This is a genomic window from Coleofasciculus sp. G3-WIS-01 (genome assembly GCF_040223135.1).
Taxonomy (GTDB): domain Bacteria; phylum Cyanobacteriota; class Cyanobacteriia; order Cyanobacteriales; family Coleofasciculaceae; genus Coleofasciculus.
Window position 1 is genome coordinate 18128 of record NZ_JAVJZI010000133.1, and the last position, 17766, is coordinate 35893.

The 17766-nt window shown below is 46.3% G+C and carries 20 protein-coding genes and 1 pseudogene; 17 read left to right on the top strand and 4 right to left on the bottom strand.

The window, feature by feature from the left end; all coding sequences use genetic code 11:
- Window positions 1–474: 474 nt before the first annotated feature.
- Both RIM23_RS13105 and RIM23_RS13110 read right to left on the bottom strand, forming a co-directional pair.
- Window positions 475–3750, bottom strand: a complete 3276-nt coding sequence (locus RIM23_RS13105; protein ID WP_446367697.1) for an efflux RND transporter permease subunit — start codon at window positions 3748–3750, stop codon at window positions 475–477.
- Window positions 3751–3926: 176 nt separating this feature from the next.
- Window positions 3927–4187 (bottom strand): DUF2281 domain-containing protein, encoded by a 261-nt coding sequence (locus RIM23_RS13110; RefSeq protein ID WP_446367698.1) that lies wholly within the window; start codon window positions 4185–4187, stop codon window positions 3927–3929.
- 204 nt (window positions 4188–4391) lie between these two features.
- On the opposite strand from RIM23_RS13110, the gene RIM23_RS13115 reads away from it, so the two are divergent.
- From RIM23_RS13115 to RIM23_RS13175, 13 genes are all read left to right on the top strand, one after another.
- Window positions 4392–4970 (top strand): Uma2 family endonuclease, encoded by a 579-nt coding sequence (locus RIM23_RS13115; RefSeq protein ID WP_446367699.1) that lies wholly within the window; start codon window positions 4392–4394, stop codon window positions 4968–4970.
- Between the two features lie 90 nt (window positions 4971–5060).
- Window positions 5061–5195 (top strand): hypothetical protein, encoded by a 135-nt coding sequence (locus tag RIM23_RS13120; RefSeq protein ID WP_446367700.1) that lies wholly within the window; start codon window positions 5061–5063, stop codon window positions 5193–5195.
- Window positions 5196–5299: 104 nt separating this feature from the next.
- Window positions 5300–5851, top strand: a complete 552-nt coding sequence (locus RIM23_RS13125) for a hypothetical protein (protein ID WP_446367701.1) — start codon at window positions 5300–5302, stop codon at window positions 5849–5851.
- A gap of 45 nt (window positions 5852–5896) precedes the next feature.
- Entirely contained in the window at window positions 5897–6268 is a 372-nt protein-coding gene (locus RIM23_RS13130) for a calcium-binding protein (RefSeq protein ID WP_446367702.1), read from the top strand.
- 410 nt (window positions 6269–6678) lie between these two features.
- Window positions 6679–7035 carry a hypothetical protein gene (locus RIM23_RS13135; RefSeq protein ID WP_446367703.1) on the top strand — a complete coding sequence of 119 codons (357 nt, stop codon included), beginning with the start codon at window positions 6679–6681 and terminating at the stop codon, window positions 7033–7035.
- Window positions 7032–7460: an HNH endonuclease gene (locus RIM23_RS13140; RefSeq protein ID WP_446335930.1), complete on the top strand. Its 429-nt coding sequence runs from the start codon at window positions 7032–7034 to the stop codon at window positions 7458–7460. The genes RIM23_RS13135 and RIM23_RS13140 overlap by 4 nt, the downstream gene beginning before the upstream one ends.
- Window positions 7460–7759 (top strand): DUF433 domain-containing protein, encoded by a 300-nt coding sequence (locus RIM23_RS13145; RefSeq protein WP_446367704.1) that lies wholly within the window; start codon window positions 7460–7462, stop codon window positions 7757–7759. Before RIM23_RS13140 ends, RIM23_RS13145 begins: the two co-directional genes overlap by 1 nt.
- 3 nt (window positions 7760–7762) lie before the next feature.
- Window positions 7763–8278: a hypothetical protein gene (locus RIM23_RS13150; RefSeq protein ID WP_446367705.1), complete on the top strand. Its 516-nt coding sequence runs from the start codon at window positions 7763–7765 to the stop codon at window positions 8276–8278.
- A 120-nt stretch (window positions 8279–8398) separates the two neighbouring features.
- Window positions 8399–9520 (top strand): phosphorylase family protein, encoded by a 1122-nt coding sequence (locus tag RIM23_RS13155; RefSeq protein ID WP_446367706.1) that lies wholly within the window; start codon window positions 8399–8401, stop codon window positions 9518–9520.
- Window positions 9507–9782 (top strand): hypothetical protein, encoded by a 276-nt coding sequence (locus tag RIM23_RS13160; RefSeq protein WP_446367707.1) that lies wholly within the window; start codon window positions 9507–9509, stop codon window positions 9780–9782. The genes RIM23_RS13155 and RIM23_RS13160 overlap by 14 nt, the downstream gene beginning before the upstream one ends.
- 478 nt (window positions 9783–10260) lie before the next feature.
- Window positions 10261–10497 carry a hypothetical protein gene (locus RIM23_RS13165; protein ID WP_446367708.1) on the top strand — a complete coding sequence of 79 codons (237 nt, stop codon included), beginning with the start codon at window positions 10261–10263 and terminating at the stop codon, window positions 10495–10497.
- A 5-nt stretch (window positions 10498–10502) separates the two neighbouring features.
- Window positions 10503–10661 carry a hypothetical protein gene (locus tag RIM23_RS13170; protein WP_446367709.1) on the top strand — a complete coding sequence of 53 codons (159 nt, stop codon included), beginning with the start codon at window positions 10503–10505 and terminating at the stop codon, window positions 10659–10661.
- Window positions 10646–11284, top strand: a complete 639-nt coding sequence (locus RIM23_RS13175) for a Uma2 family endonuclease (RefSeq protein WP_446367710.1) — start codon at window positions 10646–10648, stop codon at window positions 11282–11284. The genes RIM23_RS13170 and RIM23_RS13175 overlap by 16 nt, the downstream gene beginning before the upstream one ends.
- Before the next feature lie 185 nt (window positions 11285–11469).
- On the opposite strand, the gene RIM23_RS13180 is transcribed toward RIM23_RS13175, so the two are convergent.
- Both RIM23_RS13180 and RIM23_RS13185 read right to left on the bottom strand, forming a co-directional pair.
- Window positions 11470–12192: a Uma2 family endonuclease gene (locus RIM23_RS13180; protein WP_446367711.1), complete on the bottom strand. Its 723-nt coding sequence runs from the start codon at window positions 12190–12192 to the stop codon at window positions 11470–11472.
- Window positions 12193–12511: 319 nt separating this feature from the next.
- A complete protein-coding gene (locus tag RIM23_RS13185; protein WP_446367712.1) occupies window positions 12512–13954 on the bottom strand; it encodes an efflux RND transporter periplasmic adaptor subunit in 1443 nt (480 codons plus the stop codon).
- Window positions 13955–14006: 52 nt separating this feature from the next.
- Here RIM23_RS13185 and tadA point away from each other — a divergent pair, with 52 nt between their 5' ends.
- The 4 genes and pseudogenes from tadA to RIM23_RS13205 all read left to right on the top strand — a co-directional run.
- The gene (gene tadA / locus RIM23_RS13190) at window positions 14007–14567 is read left to right on the top strand and encodes a tRNA adenosine(34) deaminase TadA (protein ID WP_446367713.1); all 561 of its coding nucleotides are present in this window, start codon (window positions 14007–14009) and stop codon (window positions 14565–14567) included.
- Between the two features lie 44 nt (window positions 14568–14611).
- Window positions 14612–15355, top strand: a complete 744-nt coding sequence (locus RIM23_RS13195) for a lysophospholipid acyltransferase family protein (protein WP_446367739.1) — start codon at window positions 14612–14614, stop codon at window positions 15353–15355.
- A gap of 226 nt (window positions 15356–15581) precedes the next feature.
- Window positions 15582–17042 (top strand): RecQ family ATP-dependent DNA helicase, encoded by a 1461-nt coding sequence (locus RIM23_RS13200; RefSeq protein ID WP_446367714.1) that lies wholly within the window; start codon window positions 15582–15584, stop codon window positions 17040–17042.
- Between the two features lie 353 nt (window positions 17043–17395).
- Window positions 17396–17737 (top strand): annotated as a pseudogene (locus RIM23_RS13205) (aspartate carbamoyltransferase); the annotation flags it as partial.
- Window positions 17738–17766 lie beyond the last annotated feature (29 nt).

Below are 17766 nucleotides of genomic sequence, written 5' to 3' on the forward strand. Positions count from 1 at the left end.
GCGCGAAGCGCTGTATGTACAATACAGTAGAAAAGTACCGACAATTGGCAGAGGTTCCAGCGGAACGCCTCTACGTCTAACGGCTATTACTACACTAGCGTAGGGTGGGCAATGCCCACCAGCCTTAAGTGCGATCGCTAGTTACAGAATCAAGCTGGGCGGTTTAAACCGCAGCTACACAGACCAAACCCGCCTTCGCGGGTTATAACAATTATAATTTTCTACTATCTCCCCAAATTTTTATCAAAAAATAGCGGTATTTTTCAAAATGCATGGGGTTGGATGACTTGTATACTTCCAAAACAGGTGTATCTGCTCTTTTGGTTCCGTGCAAATAAATGCACATCCACCTTCCTCTTCTGGATCAACCCTCTTTAAAATTAATTCAACAATTTATTATTTTAGCTTTAAGTCATCCTAGAATCAACTCCCGACAATTGGAGACGTTCCGCTGGAACGTCTCTACTTCTGGATCTACACTGATGCTCTAGTCTTACCTATGTTCTCTGTTACCTCTAGCTTCTTCTCGGTTCTTCCCTTCATTCTTTTTTTCCTATTATTATCCCCAAAACTATCATGAAGCAATGTATAGAAACAGGGAATAATAAATAGCGTCAATCCCGTTGCTAGGGACAATCCCGAAAATACCACCACACCTAACGGTTGTAAAAACTCTGACCCTTGCCCAATCCCCAGCGCCAGGGGAAACAAGCCTAAAACTGTGGTAATTGTGGTCATTAAAATGGGTCGTAAACGTTGCGGTGCGGCTTGCAAAATTGCCGTTTGGCGGTCAACCTTTTCTCGCTCATAAATTTGATTGGCAAACTCGACCATAACGATCGCGTTATTCACCACAATCCCTACCAGGAGTACCGCCCCCACTAGAACCGTTGCGCCCATGGCGGTTTGGGTGAGATACAGTCCCAAAATTCCCCCGGCTAAGGCGAGGGGTACAGTCAGCATAATCACCAAGGGGTCAATCAGGGAATTATACTGCACCGCCATGACCACAAATACCATAAACGCGGCTAATCCTCCCAGCACTTTCAGGGAATTTTGGAGTTGTTGATTGGTTTCACTAGCGGAACTGGGTAAAATAGATACACCATCCGGTAAATCTAATTCGGCTAACACCGCATCAGTTTCCGCTATCGCCTCACTCAAGGTTGCACCTTCATTTAATGTCCCTGCTATTAAGAACACTTGGCGCTGATTTATCCGCTGAATTTCACCCGGCGCTTGTCCTTGATCAATCGCCGCTACATCACCTAGATAAATTTGGCGATTATTATTGCTAAATAGGGGTAACTCTTTAATCTGAGACACGCGCTGAATCGCCGATTGATCAAGCTGTACCCGCACATCCACCAAGCGATCGCCCCGTTGTAACTGAGTCGATACCGAACCTGCGATCGCGGTTTGAATTGTATCGCCAATTTCCTGTGCGGTTAAACCCAATTGGGCGACTCGTTCCCAGTCAGGACGAATCTGAATTTCGGGTTGGCGATCATCTGCATCGGGGCGAAACGCTGCTAAGGTAACGCGCTCATCTAACGCCTTTAACACTTGACGCCCTGCGGCTTCTAATTGCTGCGTATTGGTTCCTTGCAATCCAATATCTAAATCCGCCCCGCGCACCGGCGAATTACTTAAAATAATTCCCCGCACTTCACCGGGACTCAGGCGCAGACGAGTTTGGACTAAATTTAACGTCTGCAATTCCTGATTGACTCGTTCAATAAATGTCTCGACATTACTATCAGATTTCAGCGCAATTGTACTCGTCCCGCGTAACAGGTTTTCTGATGTATTTCCCCCAAACAAAAACCCGCCAGATGTGGTAAACGCATACTCGGCTTCTGGCTGCGCTAAGAGAATATCATCCACCGCCATCATCACTTGTCGATTTTGTTCCAGGGTAGTTCCTGGTGGAAATTGGGCAAACATTCGGGCTTGTCCGGTATCAATTCGGGGCAGAATTTCTTGGGGAATTTGACTGGCTAAGGCTAAACTTCCGCCGCCCAGAATTAACACAGCCAGGGCGATGACTAAAAGCCGATACCGCAGCACCCGCGCCAGGAACCCTTGATAACCTAGGGTGGCGGCTTCAAACCGACGATTAAAAGCTTGCAGTAGCCAAAATCGGCTTAAGCCACTTGACCAAGGGATTGCCAAAAGGCGAGACGAAAGCATTGGTACAACTGTTAGCGCGACAACCAAAGAGGCGGCGACAGCAAAGCTAATGGTTAAAATTAATTCACTAAACAGGAGGGAGAAAAACCCACCAATGAGCAAAAAGGGTAGGACAGCGACTAAATTAGTACTGGTGGAAGCAATCAGCGCTGATTCTACCTCTTGGGAACATTTTTCGGCTTGGGAAATGATGGATTGAGACGGGGCGGGTTTAGTTCCGTTATGGGTTTTGTCTACCATGGTATCGGTCAAACCCGCCCCTACACCTGGATTATCAGACACCCCAGCCGCGATCGTTTCTAGCATAACGATCGCGTTATCCACGACAATCCCGACTCCTAACGCCAATCCCCCTAAACTAAACACGTTCAGGGATAAACCAAATAACTGCATTAAAATCACAGCGGCTAGGGTGGCTAGGGGAATCGCAATTACAATAATTAAGGTTTGCCGCAATGAACCCAAAAACAACAGCACTGCAAACGCCGCTAACGTGGCTCCCACTAACCCTGAACTCGTCACATTTGCAATAGAATTCTGGATGAAAATTGACTCATCCAAGGTGGCGACTAATTCAATATCCTCTTTAATTAAACCAGATTGCCGTAGCTGTTCAAGGCGTTTTTTTACCCCATTCACAACTTCGATCGTATTCGCATCCGGTTGCTTCTGAATACTAAGTTTAACCGCTGGTTCTCCATTCAGAAAGACAAATACCCGTTGGTCTTCCGTTCCATCAATAACCTCAGCAAAATCGCGCAGATAGACACGACGAGAAGGATTTGTTGCGTCTGTATCTTCTATTTCAAAGGACAAATTCCGCAGTTCTTCCGCATCTTGGAAACGTCCCATCGTTCGCGTCAATGGTTCTGACTCTTCCCCCCGTATCCGTCCCCCGGCTACATCTTGATTGCGCTCATCTAGGGCATCTAGGACATTGGTTAATCCTAATCCTAATCGCTGTAAACGATTCGGGTCAATCAACACTCTGACCTCTTCGGTTACCCCGCCAGACACATCCACGGAGGCGACTCCGGGAACAACACTCAGTTCACGGCTGAGTTCTTCATCCGCAAATACGCGCAAATCCACATCTTTTAGGGATGGAGATTTCAGCGCCAATTCATAAACAGGTAATTGAGAGGGGTCAAATTTAAATAAACGCGGTTCCTCAATAATATCGGGTAAATTAGACTGAGCGCGGTTATATGCCGCTGTTGCATCATTTAGTGCTTGGTCAATATCACCCCCTGGTCGAAAAAACAAGTCTAAACTAATTCGTCCCTCGCGAGTTTGGGAGAAGACTTGGACAACGCCCTCAGTCGCGCTTAATCCTTCTTCTAAGGGTTTAGTAATTTCCTCAACCGCCACCTCTGGTGAGATACCTGGCGCCCCCAAACGTAAACCAATACGGGGATAGGTAATCGAGGGTAATAAATCGACCTGAATCTGGAGAATGAAAAATATCCCCAGCACAATTACGGCTAGGGTTAAGACGAGGGTACCGATATGGCGGCGAATCGCGATCGCACTAATACTGAGTTTGTCATTTGTCATTTGTCAAAACACTGATTTCACGGATTTATTTGAGAGATTGGGGTGGGGAGGTGAGAGGGGAATGACACTGATTTCACGGATTTATTTGAGAGGTTGGGGGTGGAAAGGTGAGAGGGTGTTGACCGGGATTTTACTCAAAGGATGGTTTTCTTTCATTTATTATTAATCGTATCTGGTTAAGTTATGACTCCCTGTTTTCGATACTTAGTCAGAAAAAGTTGTTGATAGTTACTGGCTGGTTGATGAGGAGAAACCTCTAGCTGAACGACCGACTCAAACCATTGTAGCCATGCTTTCTTCACATCACTGTTGGGCTTATCCGTAGCTGTGCTGTGTTGTTGCTTATACCTCAAAAAGTCGATAAAGTCGCTGACTTGGTGTAAGAGTGGCTCCGGTAATTGTTGCAATTTGGCAATGGTGGTTTCGCGAATCGCCATCAGAATTCCCTCGTCCAAAATTTCCCCGTGCTAGTCTTTGACCATTATAGGAGTAGCAACCGTTATTCTGGAGGCGTCAAGCAGCAGCCGTCGGTCAGAATTGGAGGACTTATGGCAGGATTTCAAGGAAATGGGCGAGAGGTTGCCTAGGGTCATCCTATGCCCCTACTGCTACAATCAAAGCAATCTTGAACAATCTGGGTTATGATAGCCACTCCCCAACAACCGCCGAAAATGAGCTTTGAGGACTATCTCGAATGGGAATCTCAGCAAGAGATTCGCTATGAATATGTCAAGGGTGAAGCCTTTGCCATGACAGGCGGTACGATTCCTCATAATGATATTGCTCTCAATCTCTACACAGCCTTACGTCCTCATCTGCGTTCCAGAGGTTGTCGGGTGAATGTCTCAGATGTGAAGGTGCAAGTGAGTCCTAAGAGCATTTACTACTATCCTGATGTTATCGTCAGTTGCGACCCTGAAGACCTTAACGCTCGCAAGTTTATTCAAAACCCTAAACTTATTGTAGAAGTTCTCTCTCCTGGTACAAGTGCTAAGGATAGAGGGGAAAAATTCACTTACTACCTGACAATTCCCAGTTTGCAAGAGTATATCTTGATTGACTCGGGAACAATCTCTGTCGAACGTTACTCTCGCGGAGAGGGAAGAATGTGGCTTTACTATCCTTATCAGGCGGGAGATACTATCACTCTACCCAGCATTGAATTTGAATTTCCGATTGAATTGCTCTATGAAGGTATCGTCTTTGAAATAGACGAATAAACGCACACCTGATGGATTATGCTAGCTGTAATAACTAAATATTACCCTAAGCCAGAATAGAACAGTCTTCTTGCCGTATGAGTAGTAACTGTGACTGTTCAGCTATCTCAGCCAGACTTCCTACAACTCACCCGCATTGTTCAGAATTTACCTGACTTTGCCAATGTGCGCGATCGCAGACACTTAGTTGCAGGGGCGTTAGAAAGTTTACCCCAAGTTGCGTGATGGCTGGGATTACTGGAAGCGGCACTCTAGATGTTTCGAGCAAGGCTTTATAGTTTCTCATCCGTCACAATAGATGCAGGGTTTTAGGAACTGGGGAGTCAGCCATGAGCGATAAAGACCAAATTCTGGAAATTTTCTTTAAAGAATATGACAAGCTGAAGTCGGAGCAAGCTCAACGGATTGGCTTTCGGGATAACTTGTTATATGTGACGCTGGGTGTGTTTGGCGGGGTTGTCTCCTTTGCCGTTTCTAACCCGTCCAACTATTATGCCCTGCTGGTGATTCCCTGGGTATGCCTGATTCTGGGCTGGACGTATGTAGTCAATGATGAGAAGATTTCAGCGATCGGCAGATACATTCGCAACAAGTTGGTCAATAAGGTCAAGGAACACACGGGCTATGGGGATCTAGAAACCCTCTTTGGTTGGGAGATTGCCCACCGTAGTGATAAGCACCGCAAACGCCGCAAGATTCAGCAATTAATTGTAGATGAAATTACGTTTGTCTTTTCCGGCATAATTGCTCTAAGCGCATTCTGGTTTCTGGTTGCCAAACCTCCTTTAGGGGTGACAATTTTGTCCTGGGTAGAGCTTCTACTTTTAATTGTGTTGGGAGTCGAGATGTTTATTTATGCTGACTTGGCAGAGGGGCGTTAACCTTTAATCGGGGTGTACCATACAGCAACGAATGGAAGTTAGGTTATGGTGAAATTGGAACGGGATGCAGAACGAGAAGAGCGGATCACAATGGAAATTGTGGTAGATGCATACAGCCCAGAAGAGCAGGCAATGGGCTGGTACTACTATTTACAGGATACAATGCAGTTTCCCTTCACAGCCGTCTGCATCAGTAAGCGACGCATTTCCCCTCTGAAAGAAAAGGCAACCGTAGAAGTGGTGGGAATGGCACCAGAGGAGGAGTGCGAACAGGAAATGTTTGTGGAGATTACCTGGGATGACGATACGCTAGCAGTGCCGTTGATTCAGCTAGAGGCACCAGAGGCAGATGCAGAAACCCAACAGGCGATCGCAGATTGGCATTACTGGGTGAATCAAGGCTATGAGTTTGGGTAAATTAAATTGATAAAGATACTCCAATAAGCAAGGCAAAAAATCTCAAGATGGCTAGCCGTGCAGACGCGATGCCCCATAGCGCGATCGCACTCACAGATGTCCCAGCAAGCAAGCTATAGTTGGCTTATGGGAATGCACAGCCAAGGTTAATTTGACGGTGAAATTAGACCCGAACACCATGATGATATCCAATCCTGGCATGGCACAATGCGGCTTTTGGACGTGGATCATTGCGTACCCTTGGGTGATTTGTTCGTGGACGCCAATCTTCTGGAAGCGTTGAGCAGTAGTTGTTGGTCAGAATTGCAGGACTTATGGCAGGATTTCAAGGAAATGGGCGAGAGGTTGCCTAGGCTCATCCTACCCCTACTGCTACAATCAAAGCAAGCTTAAACAATACATTACCGCCAATGCAAATTATCCTAGAAGTCCCCGATCGCCTGGGTGAAAAACTGCAACAATTGGGCGATCGCCTCCCAGAAGCCCTTGATCGCGCAATTGAGGAACTTACCCCCCCAGAAACCATCTGCTACCAAGACGAACTCCAGATCGTCGAACTGCTTGCTAGTCAACCCAGTCCAGAAGTTATCCTTGCCATCCGCCCTACGCCTGCTTTACAAACCCGCATGAGGGAACTGCTCGATCGCAATAAATCGGGTACACTCTCGCGATCGGAAGAAGCCGAACTCGATCGATACTTGCTTCTAGAACATTGGGTGCGTTTAGCCAAAGCTCATGCTTACAAACACTTACAAACAGCAGCATGAGTTATGTATCAGCAACTCTGCGTCGGCTAGTGACTCAACGCGCCGGAGAGCAATGCGAGTATTGCCGATTTCCTCAAACAGCTTCACTTTTCGCCTTTGAAATGGAACATATCATTGCCGAAAAACATGATGGCATCACTGAAGCTGAAAACCTAGCTTTATCTTGTCCTTACTGCAACCGCTTCAAAGGAACTGACCTCGGTTCACTCGACCCTGAGACACAACAGCTAACCCCCTTTTTTAATCCCCGTCTCCAGAAATGGTCAGACCACTTCCGGCTAGATGGAGGAACGATCATTCCACTAACTGCCCAAGGGCGCGTAACCGCTAAAATTCTACAATTTAACCTTCCAGAACGCATCCTCGAACGCGAGCAACTCATTATGAACGGAGAATATCCACCACCTCATCCACAAACAACATAATGGCTCTTTTCCCTGCTGACAAAACAGACATCATTCAGAGTCTGACCAAAACCCTGAGAACGGGCGGCAAAGGAATCAGCAAAACTCCTGGTATTTGTGGTGGAGAAGCCTGTATTGCCGGAACCAGAATTGCCGTTTGGTTATTAGTTGAAGCCCAACAGCTTGGCATCAGTGAAGCCCAACTTCTACAAGACTATCCTCACATCAGTGCGGCTGATCTGGTCAATGCTTGGGTGTATGCAGATGCTCATCCCGAAGAAATTGCAGCAGCGATTCGCGCCAATAATGAGGTTGTCTAGCCAATGGCACGTTTGTATGCTGATGAGCAGAATCATGTACTCAGCATGAGCTATATTTTCACTATGAATGGTCAGAAATTAAAACGTAAAATTATATTTATAAATGTCCCCAAGTATCATCAAGCCATGAGATCTGTGTTTGAAGATGCTTTGGCGTATTTTGCTGGATTTGAAAATTTTGAGTTAATTGTAATAGATGCCAACTATACAAATTTAGCAAATGGTCATTTATTATACAAAATACAGCAAGAAATCAACCCAAAAAAATTTGTCCATATCATCTACATACAAGGCTGGCACTATATAAATGGAGTCCAATTTTTAAAAGACTTACGTGAAAATAGTTTGATTCAAACCATCCCCATTGTGATTTCATCTGCTGATGATGACATTGAAGAATTTCTGAATAAGCAATGGGTTGTCTTTGTTTCTGTTCCAATCTGTCTTTACGAATGGGCGAGAACTATAAATATGGCATTTAAATTGGCAATTTTAGCCAGTAAAGCACAGCACAATTGACGGCTCAACCTGCTGCTACATCGTTCTCAATAGTAAGCAAATGCGGAGAGGCGATCGCGTGGCAATTATTCAGCATTCAGGCGGACACCTGAAGAAAATCTCGATAAGGATAGTTAGGCAATGGCAATAAGTAACGATAGCTTTGAAAAATTATTGCCTCTACTCAGACCCTATTTACGGGATGAGAATGAGCGTCGAGCCTATTTGCTCAGGGCGTTAGGCATGGATACACCTGTGTTGAATCGCCTGGTTTTAAATACACCTGTGGATTCTTTTATCACTAGCATGGTGACAGAACTGGTAGACTTCGGCGAAATATCCTCAGGTCAACCAGCACTTTGCGCCTTGTTGGAAGTGGTTCGTGAAGATGTGGGCGTAAACAAGAAGGCAAAAATAGATAAACTACTTCAACAACTTCGAGAGGAGTTAACTGAGACACCCGTTGCTCAAGAATCCGTATCATCAAAACAAGACGCTCACAATTTGCAGTGCGCTGTTATCCTCACGGCTATTCCTATTGAATATAGAGCTGTTCGCGCTCACTTGACAAATCTCCAGGAAGAGATACATCCCGAAGGCACTATCTATGAACGAGGAAACTTCTTATCCAGTGGTCAATCATGGCAAATAGGAATTGTTGAAATCGGGGCTGGTAATGCTGAGGCGGCGGTAGAAACTAAGCGAGCCATTGATTACTTTAAGCCAACTGTTGTACTCTTTGTTGGTGTAGCAGGGGGAATCAAAGATGTTGCCCTTGGTGACGTGGTGGCGGCGACGAAAGTTTATGGGTACGAATCCGGAAAAGTTGTCGAAGAAACGTTCCAACCTAGACCCAATACCAGCCTCGTAAGTTATCGTTTAGAACAGAGAGCTAAGGCTGAAGTTAGGAAAGAAGAGTGGTTAAACAGGATTGGAGAATCGATTCCAACACCAAAACCTCGCGCTTTCACGGGAGCCATAGCCGCAGGGGACAAAGTGGTGGCTTCAACGAAGTCTGATGTGTATCAGCTTCTGCGGACAAATTACGGTGATGCGCTGGCGGTGGAAATGGAAAGTCATGGTTTTCTCAAGGCTGTTCGTGCTAATCCAGAAATCAATGCATTAATTATCCGTGGTATCTCTGATCTCATTGATGGTAAAAGCAATGCTGATGCGGCTGGTTCTCAGGAGAAAGCGGCACAACACGCTAGTGCTTTTGCATTTGAAATCTTGGCAAAACTGTTAGGCGATGGCAATCAGTAGCGATACAATTCAAAAATTATTGCTTCTACTTAGACCCCTTATGGAGGATGAAAACCAGCGTCGAGGATATTTGATGAGGGCGTTGGGGATGGATGCACCCGTGTTGCGTCGTCTTGTCTGGAATACGCCTGTGGATGCTTTCATCACAGGTATGATCAAGGAACTAGTGATCTTTGGTGAAATTACCCCGGGTCAACCCGCACTTTGGCTCTCCCGTACATGGTGTGATAAATTTTACTTATGTGTGTGGCGATTGGCTTGATTTGAGGAAAACCTAGCTTTTAAGCTGGATTAGTTGGGTTTCCTTTGTCAACCCAACCTACAAGCATGACACCGTGGGACGTTAGCTTCATTCATAAGACTTTATTATAACTCTAAGTACGGGAGAGCCGTGTTGCTGAAGAAATGGGAGGATCATCTGCGTTATTTAAAACAATAGGTTGGAGACGTTCCACCGGAACGTCTCTACAAATCCATGGTGTCTTCACCCTTTTGGCGGTTGCTATACCTCTGAACACGAAATTTCGCCTTCTGAACATGGAACTTCCCCTTCTGAACATGAAACTTCCCCTTCCGAACACAAAACTTCCCCTTCCGAACACAAAACTTTCCCTTCCGAACATAAAACTTCGCTTTCTGAACATAAAACTTCCCCTTCTGAACATGAAATTTCGCTTTCTGAACATAAAACTTCGCTTTCTGAACATGAAACTTCGCCTTCTGAACATGAAACTTGAACAATGAACCCCAATCAATTACCACTGCTGACTATTTTTAACAGCCTGCGACAGCGACATGGTTTGCCGTTGGGGGTGGATGAGTATTTAGTTGTCTTGCGATCGCTTCAGGCTGGCTTTGGTATCGGTACTCGTGAGGAACTAGAGCAGCTTTGCTGTCTGGTGTGGGCAAACGGATTGAAAGCACTAAAGTATGGATTAAGCAGGTACAGCCGTCAGTACGGTATTGCGCTTGGCTGAATCCAATGCCAAATCAATGGTGGCAAAATACCACGGCTGGAGAAATTGCCCGTTTATTACCTATGTTTGAAATGAATCGTCAGGGAATGAATGCGGCGATTGGTGTATTGCGAGGCAGATATATCGTCAAGAAACAGGATGAATCCTCATGCTATTGGAGTTAAGACAATTAAAGGTTCAACCGGGAAACCAATTACTGCTAGAGGATGTTAGCTGGCAGCAATTTGAAACAATTTTAACCGAATTAGGAGAACATCGCGCGGCGAGATTGTCCTATAGTAATGGTCGATTAGAAATTATGGTTCCCCTTCCTGAACACGAAAAAGCCAAAGAGATTATTGGCGACATGGTAAAAATCTTATTGAGTGAACGAGGGATTAATTATGAATCCTTGGGTTCAACAACCTTGAAAAATGAGCGCATGACTCAAGGCGTAGAACCGGATACTTGCTTTTACATTCAAAATGCTGCCTTAATTATCGGTAAAAATCGGCTTGATTTGACGGTAGATCCCCCACCAGACTTAGCCATAGAAATTGATTTGACTTCTCGCACTAAGTTGGATAATTATCAAATTCTAGGAGTACCGGAACTCTGGCGATATGCAGGAGGAGGGCTAAAGATTAATGTTTGGCAAGATGGGCAGTATATAGAGTCTGATTCGAGTCCCACGTTTCCAGATATCCCCATCATTGAGTTAGTCAATCGTTACGTTCAGCAGAGTCGAGTTTCTGGTGGTAGCCAAGCCATTCAAGCCTTTAAAACTTGGGTCAAGGACAATCTATAATCTCACAGTTGACTTGATAGGATTGAGAACCTAAGTTCTTGCATCGATAATCTGACCCTAAAGATTATGAATGGTACTGAAATTTTGGCGGGTGGGCATTGCCCACCCTACGGGGTAAGACTTTGAACCCATTTGAATAGGTTTAAGCTTTGAGATAAGAACTTTAGTTCAGGGCTTAAGTCTTTTCAAACTTCATCCGGATCAATTCCCATTTCTCGTAGGCGTTCAGCCAGTTGTTCGGCTCGTTGTTGAGCTTGTTCAGCTCGTTGTTGAGCTTGTGCCGCTTCTTCTTCAGGAGTGGGTAACAAATCTCCTGCTAATGTCGCCCAACGCAGCCAGGTTGTTTGAATATCTTTATAGGAACCTTGCCAACGCACTAAGGCTAAACCTAATACTTGGCTGACAAATCGCCCTTGTTCATCCAAATTGATAGGTTGATATACGCCACCTTGCAAACTAAATCCAGCCCAATCCTCTGAATCAAAGGGATTGTACCAAAAATATTCCGGAACTCTCACCTTGTCTTGGTAAATTTGTTTCTTTTCGGTTTTATCTTTAGTGGCTGTACTATCAGAAATTAATTCAATTACAACATCCGGTGCTTTGCCTTCATCCCACACAACCCAACTGAGTCGTTCACCTTTGGGAACTCCCAACACGACAAAGACATCAGGACCGCGAAAGTCTTGGTTTTTGATTTGAGCCGCACTGAAATAGAGGAACATATTACCGCCAACATAGCCATCCTCTCGTTGAGCTAACCACGCGACGAGAGTATCCCTAAGCATTTGCATTTGCAGGAAATGTCGCTGAGTTTCCATGGGAATATCGTCATCACAGGGTAAGTCATACTGGGTTGGCGGTAGAGCTAAATCAACAGGAGCCGATTCAATCGTGGTTTGAGACATGGTTTTTTCTTTTCTATTGCGCCTATTTTCTTAACTGTAACGCCTGTGATCAGACTATTTGAGAGATTGAGGGGAAAACCTATTCAGATTGGGTTGTGTTTTTAAACAAGTAATGCTATACATCCGCTTAGTAGAGACGCGCCATGGCGCGTCTCTACAATGGTGGGGAAAGTCCTAATCGATGTGTCTACTGCTATAAATATAGGTTTCCCACCCCGGTTAGAAAAAGTCCGCGTAGGCGGACGCGAGTTTGTGTAGCAGCGATTTCAATCGCCTCCAAAAAGGGGATAACTTGTTGGGTTTCGTTCCTCAACCCAACCTACAAAGAGCTTGCTGATAAAATACTCAAACGCACCGTATCGCCATCCTTTAACGGCGCATCAGTGCGAACTACAAACCGTTCCCCTGGCTTTAAACCGGATACAATAGCGACTCTACCCTTGGCGCGATCGCTAATTTCTACTTGACGTGCTTTAACTGTAGATTCAGCACCATTTTCAACCACGACAAACACCGTTGATTTCTCTGATGTTTGAGTCGGCTGATTCGTTTTCGCCATCTGAGTATCTCCACGCCCTGACTCTCCGCCAACTTCTAGCGCCGTTTGTGGAACAACAACTTGGGCTTGGGTATTTGGTGTGAAACTAACTCGTGCTAAAAGTCCACTACTAATTTGACGATTCGGGTTAGGAATCGTCACCTCTACAGGAATTTGTAAGGCTTCACTATCCGCTGCGGGAGAAATTCGGGTCACTTTTCCCAAAAACGATTCATTGGCAAGTGCGTCTAAATTCACCGTTACCGATTGTCCCACTTTGATATTCGCTAGTTCTCTATCTGAAACCCGTACTTCTACCTTCACCTGAGTAAAATCCCCTAACTTGAGAAGTTCACTTCCCGGTGTAACTAAATTTCCTGGTTCGGTGACTCGTTCTAATACCACACCGTTAATCGGGGAGGCGAGTAAAGAATAGGATTGACGTTCCTTATTTTGAGCCAAAATTGCTTGCTGCGCCTTCACTCGTTCTTGCGCCGCCGCGACAGCTTGTTGTTCGGTGCTAATTTGCTTAAGGGTGGCTTGTAGGTTTTGTTGGGCGGTTGCGGCGGCGGTTTGGGCTAATTCTGCTTGTTGGCGAGAAATCGCTCCTTCTTGCGCTAGGTTTTGTAGCCGTATCGCATCTACTTTAGCTTGCTGCAATTCTAACCGGGCTTGTTCTGCCCTGGCTTGGGCATTTCCCACCTGAGTTTGAGCGCGGGCGACTTCTGAATTTAGGGCGGCGAGTTCGGCTTGTGCTTCAGTTACAGCGGTTTGCAATAAGGCGTCATCAATCTGAGCTAAAATTTGTCCTGGTTTAACCGGATCACCGATATCAACATTGAGGTTCAACACTCGCCCTTCCATTTGAGATCGCAGTGAGATATCTCGCAACGGTTGAGTTCGACCTGTATATTCTATTGGTTCTAACACCCATCCCGTTTGTGCGATCGCGACATCCACGGCTGTACTGGTTTTCTCTTCTGCACCAGGGGGTTTGGGTTGCGCCCCAGCTTCTGTCTTGGGACTAATCCCACATCCAGTGAGAGACGGTACAAGTAAAATAATCCACAGCACCAGAAAACCCAAATAGTTAGGGCTGGCTGAATCAGTATTGGGGTGAGGGGAAGCATGTATAGACGCGCCATGGCGCGTCTGGGAAGCTGGGGAAGCTACAGACGCTGAATGACTCGATTGATTCTGAGAGTACAAGCTTTTAATTCCCACTAGAGTAAAATCGTCAAGGTTTGTTTAAAGTTTCTTCATATATCTACTCTAAATGTTACCGTCTATCAATCAAGTTGCCTATCAAAAGCATCGCTACTGGATGAACAGGTCCCTCGCGATCGCACAATCTGCCGGTGAAGCGGGGGAAGTCCCCGTTGGTGCAGTGATTATTGATGATCAGGATAACCTCATCGCCACCGGAGAAAATCGGCGAGAACGCGATCATGATCCTACCGCCCACGCCGAAATCCTCGCCTTGCGTGCAGCCGGTCAAGCCTTAAACACCTGGCATTTAAACACCTGTACCCTTTACGTCACCTTAGAACCCTGCGCCATGTGTGCCGGGGCGATCATTTTAGCGCGACTAGGTTTGCTGGTGTACGGTGCTGATGAACCCAAAACTGGCACAATCCGAACCGTTGCCAATATTCCCGATAGCGCTTACTCCAACCATCACTTACCTGTCCTTGCTGGCATTATGGAATCAGAGTGTCGAGGGCAACTTCAATCCTGGTTTGCCCAACGACGCCAGCGCGATCGACAATCAACGCTTAACCATGACATTAATATAACTGTCCCTTCAGTAGACGACAGGGGTTGTCAGACCTCATAAGGTAAAAGTGGAGAGTCGAAACACAGCAAAAACCAAATCCCATGATGCAACTCCAATCCCGTGAACAGAACCAAACGCCCTTAACCTTGGACAAACCCGATCTAAAGACGGTTAATTCCGCCAAAGCAGTTCCCGTTAACTCCAGTGTTTCCCCTTGGTTAACCTCAATCTTCTATCCGTTGGGGCGTCGTATCCTCATGCCCCTTTATTTTGGGCGGCTGCAAGTTACAGGACAAGACAATATTCCCCAAACGGGTCCAGTTATTCTAGCACCCACCCATCGATCACGTTGGGATGGGTTAACCATAGCTTATGCCGCTGGGAAACCTGTCACCGGAAGGGATTTGCGGTTTATGGTGTCGCAAGATGAAATTAAAGGATTACAAGGTTGGTTTATCCGGCGCCTGGGTGGGTTTCCGGTGAATACGAAACACCCGGGAATCAGCAGTATCCGGCATAGTGTTGAACTCCTGCGTCGTGGCGAAGCACTGGTGATGTTTCCCGAAGGTAATATTTTTCGACATGGTGAGGTTAATCCACTTAAACCCGGTATGGCGAGAATTGCCCTGCAAGCAGAATCCAATCAACTCGGTTTGGGATTAAAAATTGTACCTGTTAGCATCCGTTATAGCGAACCCATTCCTCATCGGGGTTCTGATATTCAGATTAATATTGGATCTCCTTTAGATGTCGCCAAGTATTGCACCCAGTCGGCTAAAAAAGGCGCTCAACAGCTCACCACGGATCTGGAAATAGCACTGAAACAAGTCGATCAAAACCTTGGCTAAATTCTCAATAGAAGAAACAGCGGCAGCCATGTAGAAATAGGCAATTGGTACGTCTGGAAGCAGGGGAAGTCTTTATAAAATTTGATGGAAACAGGCTTATGCTAGTGTAGTGACTGACTAGCGAACCCTAAAGCATTGTTCCCTGAGTCAGTAAAAATTAACCTATAAAGACAAACAAGGATCAGGTTCAGATATCTACAACTGTCCCTAACGTCTCTCTATACCCATGAGCATTACCGAAACCACATCCTGGAACGATGTCCGCCTCGCCTTTAAAAAAATCTGGGGATATGATAATTTCCGTCCGCCTCAAGGTGAGATTGTTCGGAGTATTTTGGAAGGGCGAGATGCACTGATTGTCTTACCGACAGGTGGTGGTAAATCGATTTGTTTTCAACTTCCCGCCCTCTTACAAACCGGATTAACCTTGGTGATTTCCCCATTAGTTGCTCTAATGGAAAATCAGGTACAGGAATTACGCGATCGCAACTTACCCGCCGCCCTGTTACATAGTCAATTAACCCCGCAACAACGCCGAAAAACCCTGCAAGCCCTAGAAAACCAGCAACTCCGATTACTCTACCTCTCCCCAGAAACCCTATTAAGTGCGCCCGTTTGGGAACGACTTTCTCAGCCCCATCTAAAAATTAATGGATTAATTCTCGATGAGGCACATTGTCTGGTTCAATGGGGTGATACCTTTCGACCCGCGTATCGACGCCTAGGCGCAGTACGACCCACCCTACTCAAATCTAAACCCCCCGGCAGCCAAATCCCGATCGCGGCATTTACGGCGACGGCTGATCCTAGCGCCCAAGACACCATCAGTAAGGTGTTGCAATTAAAACACCCCCAAGCCTTTTTAATCAGCCCCTATCGCCAAAATCTCAACCTAGACGTGCAAATCGTCTGGACACCACGCGGACGCCGCCAGAAGATGTTACAGTTCATTCAAGCCAGAAATCGCCAATCTGGGTTAGTTTATGTCCGTTCGCGGCGAGATAGTGAAGAATTAGCCCAATGGTTTGGGGAACGGGGTTATGCTACATCCCCCTACCACGCCGGGTTAAGTTCCCAGGAACGCCGAGATGTTGAACAGAGTTGGTTGAGTGGCAAAACTCAATTTGTGGTTTGTACTTGCGCCTTTGGGATGGGCATCAATAAGCCCGATGTACGTTGGGTGGTACATTTTCAGCCCCCCCAATTATTATCAGAATATATCCAAGAAGTCGGTCGCGGTGGACGAGATGGCAAACCCGCAGACGCGCTGACGTTGATCAGTGAGCCAACAGGGTGGTTAAATTCAGAGGATAAGCAAAAGCGTCAGTTTTTTGTCGATCAGATGCGATCGCAATACCAACAGGCACAACGCTTAGTCAAAAAGCTACCCGAACAGGGGAATGTAGCCGCCGTCTCCCAGGAATTTCGCCAGGGTGAAGTCGCATTAGCTCTGCTGCACAGTGCTGAACAATTGGAATGGCAAGATCCATTTCACTATCACAAACACCCATCCCCAGATTCCCGCGCTTTGGCTAACTTAAGTTCTCACCAAATCCAAGTACAGAAACTGATGACACAATACCTGACAACTCGCCAATGTCGTTGGCAGTTTTTATTAAAAGCGTTTGGGTTTAAAAAGGAGGCGATGGGATTAAAATGTGGGCATTGCGATAATTGTCGCAAATAGGGAACGGGGAGATAGGTGATGGGGTGATGGGGTGATGGGGTGATGGGGAAGATAATATGTAGGGGCGAAGCATTCGCGCCCCAATGTATCGGATTTCTGCTAACACAAGAGCGCGAATGCTTCGCCCAATCCCCAACCCCCAATCGCCAATCCCCAACCCCCAATCGCCAATCGCCAATCGCCAACCCCCAATCCCCAATCCCCAACCCCCAATCCCCAATCCCCAACCCCCAATCCCCAACCCCCAATCCCCAACCCCCAACCCCCAATCCCCAATCCCCAATCCCCAATCCCCAACCCCCAATCCCCAATCCCCAATCCCCAACCCCCAATCCCCAACCCCCAATCCCCAATCCCCAATCCCCAATCGTCGGCTATTCTTGCATTGGGATGTTGAACCCGCCCTGAAAGATGCGGATTTTGTCATGACCTTACGGCTACAAAAAGAACGCATGACAGCGCATCTACTGCCCAGTTTGCGAGAATATCATCAGCGTTATGGGATAACGCGCGATCGCTTGAAACTTTGCCATCCTGGAGTCAAAATTCTCCACCCCGGACCCGTCAATCGCGGTGTGGAAATTAGTTCAGAGTTAATGGATGATCCGGAATTCAGTTTAATTTCTCAACAGGTAACCAGTGGTGTTGCGGTACGCATGGCGCTACTTTATCTGATGGGGAGTGGGAAGTCTTAATATCGGTCATTAGTCATTGTCATTGGTCA

Excerpts from the sequence above, each read along its gene's own strand:
- RIM23_RS13105 (WP_446367697.1), bottom strand. The coding sequence starts at position 3,750 with ATGACAAATGACAAACTCAGTATTAGTGCGATCGCGATTCGCCGCCAT.
- RIM23_RS13110 (WP_446367698.1), bottom strand. The coding sequence starts at position 4,187 with ATGGCGATTCGCGAAACCACCATTGCCAAATTGCAACAATTACCGGAG.
- RIM23_RS13115 (WP_446367699.1), top strand. The coding sequence starts at position 4,392 with ATGATAGCCACTCCCCAACAACCGCCGAAAATGAGCTTTGAGGACTAT.
- RIM23_RS13125 (WP_446367701.1), top strand. The coding sequence starts at position 5,300 with ATGAGCGATAAAGACCAAATTCTGGAAATTTTCTTTAAAGAATATGAC.
- RIM23_RS13130 (WP_446367702.1), top strand. The coding sequence starts at position 5,897 with ATGGTGAAATTGGAACGGGATGCAGAACGAGAAGAGCGGATCACAATG.
- RIM23_RS13135 (WP_446367703.1), top strand. The coding sequence starts at position 6,679 with ATGCAAATTATCCTAGAAGTCCCCGATCGCCTGGGTGAAAAACTGCAA.
- RIM23_RS13140 (WP_446335930.1), top strand. The coding sequence starts at position 7,032 with ATGAGTTATGTATCAGCAACTCTGCGTCGGCTAGTGACTCAACGCGCC.
- RIM23_RS13145 (WP_446367704.1), top strand. The coding sequence starts at position 7,460 with ATGGCTCTTTTCCCTGCTGACAAAACAGACATCATTCAGAGTCTGACC.
- RIM23_RS13150 (WP_446367705.1), top strand. The coding sequence starts at position 7,763 with ATGGCACGTTTGTATGCTGATGAGCAGAATCATGTACTCAGCATGAGC.
- RIM23_RS13155 (WP_446367706.1), top strand. The coding sequence starts at position 8,399 with ATGGCAATAAGTAACGATAGCTTTGAAAAATTATTGCCTCTACTCAGA.
- RIM23_RS13160 (WP_446367707.1), top strand. The coding sequence starts at position 9,507 with ATGGCAATCAGTAGCGATACAATTCAAAAATTATTGCTTCTACTTAGA.
- RIM23_RS13165 (WP_446367708.1), top strand. The coding sequence starts at position 10,261 with ATGAACCCCAATCAATTACCACTGCTGACTATTTTTAACAGCCTGCGA.
- RIM23_RS13170 (WP_446367709.1), top strand. The coding sequence starts at position 10,503 with ATGCCAAATCAATGGTGGCAAAATACCACGGCTGGAGAAATTGCCCGT.
- RIM23_RS13175 (WP_446367710.1), top strand. The coding sequence starts at position 10,646 with ATGCTATTGGAGTTAAGACAATTAAAGGTTCAACCGGGAAACCAATTA.
- RIM23_RS13180 (WP_446367711.1), bottom strand. The coding sequence starts at position 12,192 with ATGTCTCAAACCACGATTGAATCGGCTCCTGTTGATTTAGCTCTACCG.
- tadA (WP_446367713.1), top strand. The coding sequence starts at position 14,007 with ATGTTACCGTCTATCAATCAAGTTGCCTATCAAAAGCATCGCTACTGG.
- RIM23_RS13195 (WP_446367739.1), top strand. The coding sequence starts at position 14,612 with ATGCAACTCCAATCCCGTGAACAGAACCAAACGCCCTTAACCTTGGAC.
- RIM23_RS13200 (WP_446367714.1), top strand. The coding sequence starts at position 15,582 with ATGAGCATTACCGAAACCACATCCTGGAACGATGTCCGCCTCGCCTTT.